This is a genomic window from Caballeronia sp. INDeC2, assembly GCF_023631325.1.
Lineage (GTDB): Bacteria > Pseudomonadota > Gammaproteobacteria > Burkholderiales > Burkholderiaceae > Caballeronia.
This window is the reverse complement of record NZ_JALQDG010000003.1, coordinates 813,659-825,579: the sequence shown is the minus strand read 5'-3', so window position 1 is coordinate 825,579 and position 11,921 is coordinate 813,659. Positions and strand designations below refer to the sequence as shown.

General features: G+C 63.1%; 12 protein-coding genes, 1 tRNA gene and 1 pseudogene. 8 read left to right on the top strand and 6 right to left on the bottom strand.

Going from position 1 to position 11,921, the window contains the following annotated elements:
• Positions 1 to 41 precede the first annotated feature (41 nt).
• Genes pcaC through NCS28_RS05665 form a run of 6 tightly spaced genes read right to left on the bottom strand, consistent with a single transcriptional unit; the run spans position 42 to position 5,194 of the window.
• On the bottom strand, positions 42 to 425 hold the full coding sequence (gene pcaC, locus NCS28_RS05690) for a 4-carboxymuconolactone decarboxylase (protein WP_008350165.1): 384 nt from the start codon (positions 423 to 425) through the stop codon (positions 42 to 44).
• Positions 422 to 1,216 (bottom strand): 3-oxoadipate enol-lactonase, encoded by a 795-nt coding sequence (pcaD, locus tag NCS28_RS05685; RefSeq protein WP_250512868.1) that lies wholly within the window; start codon positions 1,214 to 1,216, stop codon positions 422 to 424. The genes pcaC and pcaD overlap by 4 nt, the downstream gene beginning before the upstream one ends.
• A 4-nt stretch (positions 1,217 to 1,220) precedes the next feature.
• Positions 1,221 to 2,588 carry a 3-carboxy-cis,cis-muconate cycloisomerase gene (locus NCS28_RS05680; RefSeq protein ID WP_250512867.1) on the bottom strand — a complete coding sequence of 456 codons (1,368 nt, stop codon included), beginning with the start codon at positions 2,586 to 2,588 and terminating at the stop codon, positions 1,221 to 1,223.
• Between the two features lie 4 nt (positions 2,589 to 2,592).
• Positions 2,593 to 3,795, bottom strand: coding sequence for a 3-oxoadipyl-CoA thiolase (pcaF, locus tag NCS28_RS05675; RefSeq protein ID WP_250512866.1), 1,203 nt, complete (start codon positions 3,793 to 3,795; stop codon positions 2,593 to 2,595).
• Between the two features lie 33 nt (positions 3,796 to 3,828).
• Complete coding sequence (locus NCS28_RS05670) at positions 3,829 to 4,485, bottom strand: 3-oxoacid CoA-transferase subunit B (RefSeq protein WP_250512865.1); 657 nt, start codon at positions 4,483 to 4,485, stop codon at positions 3,829 to 3,831.
• A 16-nt stretch (positions 4,486 to 4,501) separates the two neighbouring features.
• The gene (locus tag NCS28_RS05665) at positions 4,502 to 5,194 is read right to left on the bottom strand and encodes a 3-oxoacid CoA-transferase subunit A (RefSeq protein ID WP_250512864.1); all 693 of its coding nucleotides are present in this window, start codon (positions 5,192 to 5,194) and stop codon (positions 4,502 to 4,504) included.
• Between the two features lie 229 nt (positions 5,195 to 5,423).
• Between NCS28_RS05665 and NCS28_RS05660 the strand changes: the two genes are divergently transcribed.
• The 8 genes and pseudogenes from NCS28_RS05660 to NCS28_RS05630 all read left to right on the top strand — a co-directional run bounded on the left by NCS28_RS05660 (position 5,424) and on the right by NCS28_RS05630 (position 11,770).
• The gene (locus tag NCS28_RS05660) at positions 5,424 to 6,242 is read left to right on the top strand and encodes an IclR family transcriptional regulator (RefSeq protein ID WP_250512863.1); all 819 of its coding nucleotides are present in this window, start codon (positions 5,424 to 5,426) and stop codon (positions 6,240 to 6,242) included.
• A gap of 58 nt (positions 6,243 to 6,300) precedes the next feature.
• Positions 6,301 to 7,224 (top strand): LysR family transcriptional regulator, encoded by a 924-nt coding sequence (locus NCS28_RS05655; protein ID WP_250512862.1) that lies wholly within the window; start codon positions 6,301 to 6,303, stop codon positions 7,222 to 7,224.
• Positions 7,225 to 7,414: 190 nt separating this feature from the next.
• Complete coding sequence (locus tag NCS28_RS05650) at positions 7,415 to 8,305, top strand: LysR family transcriptional regulator (RefSeq protein WP_250512861.1); 891 nt, start codon at positions 7,415 to 7,417, stop codon at positions 8,303 to 8,305.
• 144 nt (positions 8,306 to 8,449) lie between these two features.
• Entirely contained in the window at positions 8,450 to 8,860 is a 411-nt protein-coding gene (locus NCS28_RS05645) for a hypothetical protein (RefSeq protein WP_250512860.1), read from the top strand.
• An 89-nt stretch (positions 8,861 to 8,949) separates the two neighbouring features.
• Positions 8,950 to 9,026, top strand: a tRNA-Pro gene (locus NCS28_RS05640).
• A gap of 120 nt (positions 9,027 to 9,146) precedes the next feature.
• A pseudogene (locus tag NCS28_RS33510) lies at positions 9,147 to 9,365 on the top strand (DUF6538 domain-containing protein); the annotation flags it as partial.
• Between the two features lie 132 nt (positions 9,366 to 9,497).
• On the top strand, positions 9,498 to 10,850 hold the full coding sequence (locus NCS28_RS05635; protein ID WP_502801154.1) for a tyrosine-type recombinase/integrase: 1,353 nt from the start codon (positions 9,498 to 9,500) through the stop codon (positions 10,848 to 10,850).
• Between the two features lie 71 nt (positions 10,851 to 10,921).
• Positions 10,922 to 11,770 (top strand): DUF4393 domain-containing protein, encoded by an 849-nt coding sequence (locus NCS28_RS05630; RefSeq protein WP_250512858.1) that lies wholly within the window; start codon positions 10,922 to 10,924, stop codon positions 11,768 to 11,770.
• Positions 11,771 to 11,921: the final 151 nt, after the last annotated feature.

Sequence of the window (11,921 nt, the reverse complement as noted above, 5' to 3'; positions counted from 1 at the left end):
CGGTTTCCCGGAGGCGGTTTCCTGTCGGACGCGTTGCGCGGTTACGCCTTGCTTTCCTCGTCGAAGATCTTCTGCGCGAGGTGGAATGCCGAATTCGCCGCCGGCACGCCGCAATAGACCGCCGTCTGCAACAGCACTTCCTTGATTTCGTCCTGCGTCACGCCATTGTTCTTCGCGGCGCGCAAGTGCAGCGCGAGTTCCTCGCTGCGGTTCAGCGCGACCATCATCGCGATCGTGATGAGGCTGCGCGTGTGGCGCGGCAGGCCGTCGCGCGTCCAGATCTCGCCCCATGCATAGCGCGTGATGAAGTTCTGAAACTCCGTCGTCAGCTCCGTGCGATTCGCGAGCGACCGGTCCACGTGCGCATCGGACAGCACCGCGCGACGCACCTTCATTCCCGCTTCGTAACGTTCGTCGTCGGTCATTGTCGTTCTCCGAGGAAGTCGAGGACGGCGCGCGTGTAGTCGTCGCGCTTTTCGATGTTCGACAGATGCGCCGCGTCCAGTTCGAGGTAGCGCGATCCGTCGATGTAACCCGCGAGCTCGCGGCCCTGCTCGGCTGTCGTCGACAGATCGTGCGTGCCTGCGATCACGAGCACCGGCAGCTTGATCGTTTTGGCTTCGTCGCGCAGATCGGCGTCGCGGATCGCTTCGCAGTTCGACGCGTAGCCATCGCCCGAAGTGTGGCGAAACACGTCGCGGATATTCGCGAGCGCGAGGTGCTCACCTTCGATGAACGGCGCGGTGAACCAGCGCGCTATCACGGCGTCGGTCAGCGCGGGCATGCCGCCCGGCTCACGCGCCTTCGCGGCGCGCGGCGTCCACACGGCGTCGGAGCCGATCAGCGCGGCGGTGTTCGACAGCACGACGCGCGAGAAGCGCTCCGGATGACGCGCGGCCAGGCCGATGCCGGTCAGCCCGCCCATCGACAGGCCGCAGTAGTTCGCGCGCTCGATTTTCAGGTGATCCATCAGACCGGTCACGTCGCCGATCAGCTGATCGATCGTGTAGGGACCTTTAGGCACATCGGAATGGCCGTGGCCGCGCGTGTCGTAGCGCACCACGCGGTAATGCTTCGCGAAGGCTTCGATGTTCGGCGTCCACATCGAAACATCGGCGCCGAGCGAATTCGACAGCACGAGCCACGGCGCGTCGTCGCCCGCCGTCACATCGATGCGATAGTGAATTCGCGTTCCGTTCACTTCGGCAAGAGGCATGTCTTTACTGCTCCTGTTTTTTCGAGTCAGCGCTCGCGATGGCGGCAGCGACGAACGCCTGCGCCTGACCGACGTAGTTCGCCGGATCGAGCAATTGCTTCAGTTGATCTTGCGAGAGATGGCGCGTGACGGTTTCGTTCGCGGCGAGTTCGTCGAAGAGCAACGTGCCGTTCGCGACCGACGCCTTCGATGCGCCTTCGACCAGCTTGTGCGCATCGAGTCTGCCGATGGCGTCGCCGAGCGCGAGCATCACCGCTTCGCCGAGCACGAGGCCGTTCGTCACATCGAGGTTTTGCGCGAGACGTTCGACGTTGACTTCCATCGCCGGCACGATGCTCACGATGTTGGAAAGCGCCCCTGCCGTCAGACGCGCGAGATCGGGCAGCGCTTCCCATTCGGCCTGCCAGCCGCCCAATGCGCGCTCGTGCTCCTGAACCATGCCGGCGAAGATCGTCGCGACGAGGTTCGGCGCGCGCGTCGCGGCAGTGAGCACCGCGGCGCAGCCAACGGGATTGCGCTTGTGCGGCATCGTCGATGAACCGCCCTTGCCTGCCGCCGCCGGCTCCGCGACTTCGCCAAGTTCGGTCTGCATCATGAGCGACACGTCGCGCGCGATCTTGCCGAGCGTGCCCGTCAACATGCCGAAGAACGACGCGGCTTCCGCGATCCGGTCGCGCTGCGTGTGCCAAGGCAGCGCGGGCAGCGTCAGCTTCAGTTCGTCCGCGAGCGATGCTGCAACCGGCAACGCCTTGTCGCGCAGACTCGCGAGCGTGCCCGCCGCGCCGCCGAATTGCAGCACCAGCGCGCGCGCTTTCAACTCGCCGAGACGCTGACGATGACGCGCCACCGCATCGAGCCATTGCGCGAACTTCAAGCCCAGCGTGATCGGCAGCGCCTGCTGCAGCCACGTGCGGCCGATCATCGGCGTCGCGCGATGCGTGTCGGCCTGGCGCGCGAGCGCGTCGGATAACGAACGCAAGTCGGCATCGAGCAGATCGAGCGCCGCGCGCAGTTGCAGCACGACGCCCGTATCGATGATGTCCTGACTCGTCGCGCCCCAGTGCACGTACTTCGCGGCTTCGGCATCGCTCGCCTTCACGACTGCCGTCAATTGCTTGACGAGCGGAATCGCGAGGTTGCCGCCCGCTTGCGCGCCGTTCATCAGCGCGTTCGCGTCGATGTTGTCCGCGTTGCATGCGGCGACGATCGCCTCGACCGCGCCCGGCGGAATCACGCCATGCAGCGCCGATGCGCGCGCGAGCGCGGCTTCGACGTCGAGCATCGCCTGCACGGTCGCGCGCGGCGACCAGATTTCGTTCGCGGCGGCGTTGCCGCAAATGAGATCGGTGAGACGTCCCGTGGATGCGAACATCGCGTCAGACGCGCTCGATGATCATCGCGATGCCCTGGCCTACGCCGATGCACATCGTGCACAGCGCGAAGCGGCCGCCGGTGCGATGAAGCTGATAGCTCGCGGTCGTGACGAGCCGCGCGCCCGAGGCGCCGAGCGGATGGCCGAGCGCGATCGCGCCGCCGTTCGGGTTCACGCGGGGATCGTCGTCGGCGACGCCGAGCATGCGCAGCGTAGCCAGTCCTTGCGACGCGAAGGCTTCGTTCAGCTCGATCACATCCATCTGGTCGATGGTCATGCCAAGGCGCGCGAGCAGCTTCTGCGACGCCGGACCCGGACCGATGCCCATCACGCGCGGCGGCACGCCCGCGGTCGCAAGACCGAGAATGCGCGCGCGCGGCGTGAGGCCGTGGCGTTTCGCGCTTTCTTCGTCGGCGATCAGCATCGCGACCGCGCCGTCGTTCACGCCCGACGCGTTGCCGGCCGTCACGCTGCCGTCCGGACGCACGACGCCCTTCAGCTTCGCGAGCGCTTCGAGGCTCGTTTCACGCGGATGCTCATCGCGGTCGACGACGAGCGCATCGCCCTTCTTCTGCGGGATCGTCACCGCAACGATTTCCTGTGCGAGCGTGCCGTCCTTCTGCGCGCGTGCCGCCTTCTGCTGCGAGCGCAGGGCGAACGCGTCCTGATCGGCGCGGCTGATCTTGTAGTCGTCCGCGACGTTCTCGGCGGTCTCGGGCATCGAATCGACGCCGTACTGCTTCTTCATCAGCGGATTGACGAAGCGCCAGCCGATGGTCGTATCGTGGATCTCGGCGGAACGCGAGAACGCGCTCGTCGCCTTGCCCATCACGAACGGCGCGCGGCTCATGCTTTCGACGCCGCCCGCGATCATCAGGCTCGTCTCGCCCGCCTTGATCGCGCGGGCCGCGACGCCGATCGCGTCCATGCCCGAACCGCACAGGCGGTTCACCGTCGAGCCCGGCGTCCCGACCGGAAGCCCGGCCAAGAGCGCCGACATGCGCGCGACGTTGCGGTTGTCTTCGCCCGCCTGATTCGCACAGCCGTAAATCACTTCCTCGACCGCTTCCCAGTCCACTTCCTTGTTGCGCTCGACGAGCGCGCGCAACGGCACGGCGCCCAGATCGTCGGCGCGCACGGACGACAGTGAACCGCCGTAACGGCCGATCGGCGTGCGGATGGCATCACATACGAAAGCTTCTTTCATCAGTTGCTCCAGTTCTTTTATGTCTCTCAGGCGTCAGACGGCTTCGGTCAGCGGCGCGTATTGAAGCGGCACCTTGGCCATCTTCTGCAATTCCTCGAACGACAGTCCCTCGACGATCTCGCGCACGACGAAGCCTTCCGGCGTCACGTCGAACACGGCGAGGTCGGTGTAGACGCGGTCGACGCACTGCACGCCCGTCACCGGATACGAACACTCGGCGACCAGCTTGCTTTCGCCTTGCTTCGTCAGCAGTTCCATCATCACGTAGACCTGCTTTGCGCCGATCGCGAGATCCATCGCGCCGCCGACGGCCGGAATCGCGTCGGGCGCGCCGGTGTGCCAGTTCGCGAGATCGCCCGTCGCCGAGACCTGGAACGCGCCGAGCACGCAGAAGTCGAGATGGCCGCCGCGCATCATCGCGAACGAGTCCGCGTGATGGAAATACGCGCCGCCCGTGAGCAACGTCACGTGCTGTTTGCCGGCGTTGATGAGCTCATCGTCCTCCTCTCCCGTCGCGGGCGCCGGGCCCATGCCGAGCAGACCGTTTTCGCTGTGCAGGAAGATTTCGCGATCCGCAGCGAGGTGATTGGCAACGAGCGTCGGCACGCCGATGCCCAAATTCACGTATGCGCCTTCGGGAATATCCGCGGCCACGCGCCTGGCCATTTCGTCACGAGTGAGTTTCTTCATGGCTTTTCGTCCTTCCTTAGGCAGCGAGTTCGGCTTGATGCACCACTTGCGGCACTTCCACGACGCGCTGCACGAAGATGCCCGGCGTCACGATGTTTTCGGGGTCCAGCTCGCCGAGCGGCACGACCTTCGACACTTGCACGATCGCCGTTTTCGCGGCGCTCGCCATGATCGGGCCGAAGTTGCGCGCAGTTTTACGATAGACCAGATTGCCCCAGCGGTCGCCCTTGAATGCCTTCACGAGCGCGAAATCCGCGTGCAGCGGCGCTTCGAGCACATAGTGCTTGCCGTCGATCACGCGCGTTTCCTTGCCTTCCGCGAGCTTCGTGCCGTAGCCGGTCGGTGTGAAAAAGCCGCCGATGCCCGCGCCCGCCGCACGGATGCGCTCGGCCAGATTGCCCTGCGGCACGAGTTCCAGTTCGATTTCGCCCGCGCGATAGAGTGCGTCGAACACATATGAATCCGTCTGACGCGGAAACGAGCAGATGATCTTGCGCACGCGCTTCGCCTTCAACAACGCGGCCAGACCCGTGTCGCCGTTGCCGGCGTTGTTGTTGACGATCGTGAGTTCGCGCGCACCCTGCTCGATGAGCGCGTCGATCAGCTCGGACGGCATGCCCGCCGTGCCGAAACCGCCGATCATGATGGTCGCGCCGTCGTGGACGTCGGCCACGGCCGAGGCGAGCGAATCGAAAATCTTGTTGATCATGTGCCCTTCCTTCTCCTGTCTCGGGAAAGCCGAACTGCAATCGCGCTTCCCGAATTCGGGTTTACCTTTGGATATTCGGACTTGCTCCAAAATGTTCGTCATGCGAACATGGATTCGTTTAGCGAACATCGGCATGGTAGTCCTGCATTCGTTGTCGTGTCAACGAAGCATATGCAAACTGCGGGTTTTCACGGAGCCGCCGACTATCGCCCCTTTCGTGACGAGCCTTATGAAGAATTCAGCCACGCCCAATCCTGAAGCCGAATCGCAAGAGGCGCAGTCGCGTCCCGGCGATGCCTACGTGCAGTCGTTCGCGCGCGGGCTCGCGGTGATCCGTTCGTTCGATGCGAACCGCCCCGCCCAGACACTCACCGATGTTGCCGCTGCGACGGGCCTCACGCGCGCGGGGGCGCGCCGCATTCTGCTGACGCTGCAGGCGCTCGGCTATGTCGAGGCGGACGGGCGTCTCTTTCAACTGACGCCGAAGATCCTCGATCTGGGCTTCGCCTACCTGACCTCGATGCCGTTCTGGAATCTCGCCGAGCCGGTGATGGAAGACCTCGTCGAGCAAGTGCACGAAAGCTGCTCGGCGGCGGTGCTGAACGGCCCGGAAATCGTCTATGTGCTGCGCGTGCCGACGCACAAGATCATCACGCAGAATCTGTCGATCGGCAGCCGCCTGCCGGCATTCTGCACGTCGATGGGTCGCGTGCTGCTCGCCGCACTCGACGAATCCCGTCTCGACGCTGTGCTCGATTCGAGTTCGCTCGTCGCGCGCACGCCGCGCACGATCGTCGACAAAGAAGCGCTCAAGGAAGCGATCGCCGTCGTGCGCCGCCAGGGCTGGGCGATCGTCGATCAGGAACTGGAGGAAGGACTGATTTCGATGTCCGCGCCGATCCGCGACCGGCAGGGACGCGCGATCGCGGCGCTGAACATCAGCGGAAACGCCCAGCGCAAAAACGCGAAGCAGATGGTGAAGGCGTTTCTGGAGCCGCTGCAGGAAGCGGCGCAGCGCGTGTCGGACATGGTCGCGCGGCGCGGCTGATGGCGCGCGTTGACGTGGGACATGCCGCGCGCCAACATCGTCGGCGGAGCATCACGCCATGAACGACCTTGATCTGAATCTGATCCCGTACCTCGTCGCCATCGAGGAAACGCGCAACGTGAGCCGCGCCGCCGAACGGCTCGGCGTGAGCCAGCCGCGCGTGTCGACGGCGCTCGCGCGTCTGCGCGAGTACTTCAACGATCCGCTATTCGTACGCACGTCGCGCGGTATGGAACCGACGCCGCGCACCATCGCGCTCGTACCCGCGGCGCGCGAGGCTTTGGCGCGTATCGAACGCGGCCTGCTCGACCGGCAGCACTTCGACGCGTCGGCAAGCACGGAGACGTTCTCGATCGCGCTATCCGATGTCGGCGAAATCGTGTTCCTGCCGCGGCTTCTGCAAGCGTTCGCGAGGGAAGCGCCGAATGCGAATCTGCGCTCGGTGTCGGCATCGCACGGGGATGTCGAGCGCGGGCTCGAAGCGGGCGAGATCGATCTTGCGGTCGGCTACTTTCCGGATTTGCGCGGCAACAACTTTTTTCAGCAGCGGCTCTTCTCGCATCGCTTCATCTGTCTGATGCGGCGCGACCATCCGTTCGCGAGCGAGCCGCTCACTTTGCAGCGCTTCATGGAATGCGGCCACGCGGTCGTGCGCGCCGAGGGCCGCAGTCAGGAGATTCTGGAAAATTTTCTCGACAAGGAACGCGTGCGGCGCCGCGCGGTGCTCGAGACGCCGCACTTCATGAGCTTGCCGTTCATCCTGTCGCGCACGGATCTGATCGCGACGGTGCCGCATGCGATCGGCTTCGCGTATGTCGCCGAGCATGCGTCGATCACGCTCGCCGAGCCGCCGCTCGCGTTGCCGCGCTTCGATCTGAAGCAGCATTGGCATCGCAAGTTTCATAACGACGCGCGCACGATGTGGCTGCGCAGGATCGTCGCTTCGCTCTTCAACGACGAGCTCGACGAATGGCCTAAATAGGCATCAACGCCGATCGTCGATGCTCCATGTGGCTGGGCCATGCGAGCATTGGCTGGCCGTTCTCCGGCTCCCGCTAGCGTGTCGATCAGGCCATCCATAGGGGCCGACATCCGTCGGCTGAGCATTGCTTAGCGAAAGTATCTGACACGCTCTAACATTGATATTTTTGTTTCCGGCCAGGAAATGATCGATGGACGCTCTGACCAGCCTGCGTGTGTTCCGTGAAGTCGTCGAGGCGGGAAGCTTCGTGAAAGCCGCGGAACGGCTCGACATCTCTACTGCGATGACGAGCAAGCACGTCGCCAATCTGGAACGCCAGTTGGGCGTGCGCCTCTTGAACCGCACGACGCGCCATCTGAGCCTCACGGAAGCCGGCAATGTGTATTACGAGCAGTGCAGCGAGGCGCTCGACATCCTGCAGGCCGCGCAAGCCGCAGTCGGCGTGCAAACGGCGCAGCCGCAAGGCGTGCTCAAGGTCACCGCGCCGGGCTGGTTCGCCAATCGCGCGTTCGCGGATCTGCTCGTCGCGTATCAGGCGCGCTATCCGAGCGTGCTCGTCGACCTGCGGCTGGAGAACCGCTTCGTCGATCTCGTCGAGGAAGGCTATGACATGGCGATCCGCGCGACCTCCGAGCCGTCGCCTTCGCTGATCGTGCGGCCGCTGTGCAAGATGCCCTTCGTGCTCGCCGGCGCGCGTGCCTATCTCGAACGGCACGGGAAGCTGCGCCATCCGCACGATATCGCGCGTCATCGCTTCGTGTTGCCGACGTACACGAACGTCGACTCCGTGACGCTGACGGGACCGGACGGCGCGTTCACCGTGAAGAATCAGGCCGTGCTCAAGACCAACGATACGTCGATGGCCCTGCAGCTCGTGCGCGCCGGACTGGGACTCGCGTACTTTCCGGCGTGGATCGTCGAACCCGAGCTGGCGTCGGGCGCGCTCGTGCGCGTGCTGCCGAGCTACACCGCGTTCGCGCCGTCGGTGTACGCGGTGTATACGAGCCGAAAATACATGACGACCAAGGTACGGACGTTTATCGATTTCCTGTCGGAGTCATTGGCCGATCGGCCGATGTGATTAGGAATACTCTTATTCTCGCGTGGGGGCTCGCGTGTGAAGATCGCGCCCGCTTCCGGATCGGGCGCTAGAGACGTGACAAAAAGTTTCATCTTGCGCGCTGCCGGGATCGTCCCTGTTACCCGCACGCGAGGCACGCGCGATATGGATTTTCCCTGGCTTCCCCTGGCCTTCATTCTGACCTTGCTTGGGCTGGCGCTCTTCATCTGCCGCACCTTGAACGCGAGTCTCGGCGCGCTGAAGTGGAACGGCGCACTGCTCTTCCTGGCGCTGTGCGTGTTGGCGATGCTCCTCGATTTCACGCTGACGATGGTCTTCGCATCCGCGAGCTTCCATGAGCGCAATCAGTACGACAGCCTCGGATCGAGGATCGCGTGGAGCGAGCGGATCATCACCTATCTGATTCCATGTGCGATATCGCTCGTGCTGGCGCTGAGGTTTCGTCGACGTCAGCGTTTCGCGCACAAGCGCGGCGAAGGTCGAAGCGAGACGGAGCGTGACGGTTCAGTGCAGATTCAAACCTCGCCTTACACGCAGTCGGAGTTGACGCTGTGACGCACATCGAGTGAATTTGGTGAGTGCAACAGCGAAATTGTTGGAAGCAGTTCTACTATTCGTTTCTCTCTGATATACTTTCGCTCTTTCGGGGCGTAGCGCAGCCTGGTAGCGTACCTGCATGGGGTGCAGGTGGTCGGAGGTTCAAATCCTCTCGCCCCGACCAGAAATAAGGCCCGGAGACCCGCGCCAGTATTGGGACAGCCAGTACTGACAAGGGTCTCCGGGCTTTCTGTTTTTTGGGTGTGTCTGAATTGTGTGTCAATCGCCGTGCGAAAATACGGAGATGACCGATATGCCCGCTACCCTTCCCGCTGGCGTCCGCCTTCGCGGTTCTGTTTATCAAATTCGCATTGGTATCCCTGATGACGTGCGTCATCTCTGGCCGCGTCAGAAGAACGGCAAACCTGCCGTGGACGCCTATCGCAAAAGTCTAGGCACATCCGACCGGAACGAAGCCGCCGCAAAGGCACACGCGCTGATCGCGGAATATCAAGCGAAGTTCGAGAAGCTCCGCGCCGACTCCCGGCCTAAATCCTTCACGCCGATCACTGACGATCTCGTCGGTTACATCGTCGAGAAGGCGGAGCGCGACGTTCTCGCCGCCGATGACGTTCTCCGATCCAATCCCGATCTGATGGCATCGATGATGAACGCGAGCGCGGCACCCGGCCTCTTGTCTGGGAAGCCAATGCTTAAAGTCTGGTGGGCTACGACGGGCGACTACCTCAACCAGTCGCAGTTTCACCACCTGACCGACGTGCATGAGGCTATTGTGCGGGCGCTACAGATCGAAGTCGCGACCGGCCAATTAGACGCAGCCCGTCGCGTGGCGCATTCCTATTGCGAGTCGATGGCGCTCCGGGTCGATTGGACGCAACCGACCGCACGCACGGCCCTCCAGCGAATCCTCCGCGCGATCCTTAGAGCATGGAAAGGCGCAGCCGAACGGGATAAGGGCGAACCCGTCGAGACACCAAGCGACCCGCAGAAGCCCGCGAGCGTCACCGCGACACCCGAAGAACCCGCCGCGCCTCCTATGACTCTCCGCGACGTCTTACCGTCATGGAAGACACGAACGTCCGCGAGGCCGAACGCGATCAGCCGCGCGGAACACGCGCTCAAGCTGTTCGAGCAGGCCGTGGGCGTGGTCCCCGTAACGGAGCTAACGAAGGCATCTGGCGTGAGGTTCTTGCGCTTCCTGCTCGATGAGACGGCACGGGGCTTCGGCCGAAAGACCGCAAATAATCACGCGTCTGCCATATCGGCGCTGATGAACGTCGCGGTTAAAGATGATCTGATTGCGCTGAATCCCTTTGACCTGTCGATAGACACGAGCATCGGCGCAGAGAAGCGTGAGCCGTGGACTGACGAACAGCTTAGGCGTATCTATTCCCACAAGCTGTTCAGCGACGGCATGAGCGAGACGCCAAGATGGCACGACGTTGACCCGGCAGACGGTCGCGCCCTGCTTCTCATGCTTCTGCACACGGGCGCACGAATTGGCGAGATCGCGCAGCTTCGGCGGGAAGACTTCCTGACGCGGAGCGGACTAGTTTCAATCCGTATCACGGCAGAGGCCGGTACGGTCAAAACGCAAGAATCCGAACGCGTCGTCCCGCTCGCGGAGCACCTGTTGGCCGATCCGTGGTTCTCAACGTGGCTCGAAGGCGTCATGGGACGCACAGGGAACGCCATGCCGACAATGTGCCGGCGGGCGCGAGGCCCTAGCGATACGGCCGGTCAATGGTTCCGGTATTTCCGCAAGGCGGTTGGTTTGCCTTCGGGTGCGCTCGAAGGGTCGCACAAGTTCCGCCACTGGATTCGCTCCGCGCTGGCCGAGAAGCATGTGGGCGAAGCGACGGCCGATGCGATCACGGGGCACGCTGCGACAGGTTCCAGTGGCCGAAAAGTCTACACCGCGACGGCGAGCCTAAAAGCTATGAGGGAGGCGCTCGATCGCCTGGAGTTTCCCGTAACTACCGCATAACACACGGTGTTGTGGCCGTTGTTCTCTTCGTATAATTGAGTTTCATGTGTTGAAACGTAGGGAGGTGGCGAATGGTCGAACCGGTGTCGGCAGCAAAGGGGGCGATCGAGGTGGCAGGCGCTCTGATGAAAACGGCAGGCGAAACGCCTGAAGTAAAAGAAGCGGGGAAGAATCTGGGTCAGGCGGCCGTCACCGTGACGAGAACGATTAATAATGCGCTTCTGCCGCTCGCGGCGCTTAACTTCGGAATTGATAAAGCAAGGGCTTATTTCGCCGATCGATTTGCACGTGATATGGAAGTCAAAGCGGCCGCGATCCCGCCGGAAGAGATTGTCGACCCTAAGCCCTCCGTGGCGGGTCCGGCACTTCAAGGGCTAGCTTTCACCCACGACGAGCCGGACTTGAAGGCGATGTATCTTTCCCTGCTCGCGACGGCAATGGATAAGCGTGTCAGTAAGTCTGCGCACCCGGCTTTCGTGGAAATCATCCGCCAAATCGACGCAAGCGAAGTCGCACTGCTTCGCCCGCTCCTTTCGCGCGACATGCTCCCGATCGTCGAAATCAATCGGGCGACCGGCGGTCCCCTCGGGCATTACAACATGCTCGTCCGCCATTACGCTGGTTTGATCGACCCGAAAACTGGAGAACAACGGGAACTGCCGGAGTTTCCGGCGATGGTCGACAACTGGATTCGCCTCGGATTGGTGGACGTAAGTTACGAGCGGTTCATGACGGACGAGGGGCGCTATTCATGGGTTGAGGAGCGGACGCTTGTCAAACAGTTGAAGGCGGAACATGAACGAGATGGCAGCACCATTGAGATCCTGCGCGGAACGGTAATGCGAACCGCTTTTGGGCTTCAATTCGCACAAGCCGTCGGCATGTTTGATTCTCCTGCGGCCGCCCAAGTCACTGCCTGAGTAGCTCCCCACTCCGATGGTCTTGACACTGTCCGCGCCCCGCCGCCTCTCCCGGTCCGCTCAGTGACCATCGGATAACCCGAGTGCCGCGCGGGGTCTCTCTTAGACCCTCCCTTCCTGCCCGCCGATAGTCCGCGAATCACTCAGACGG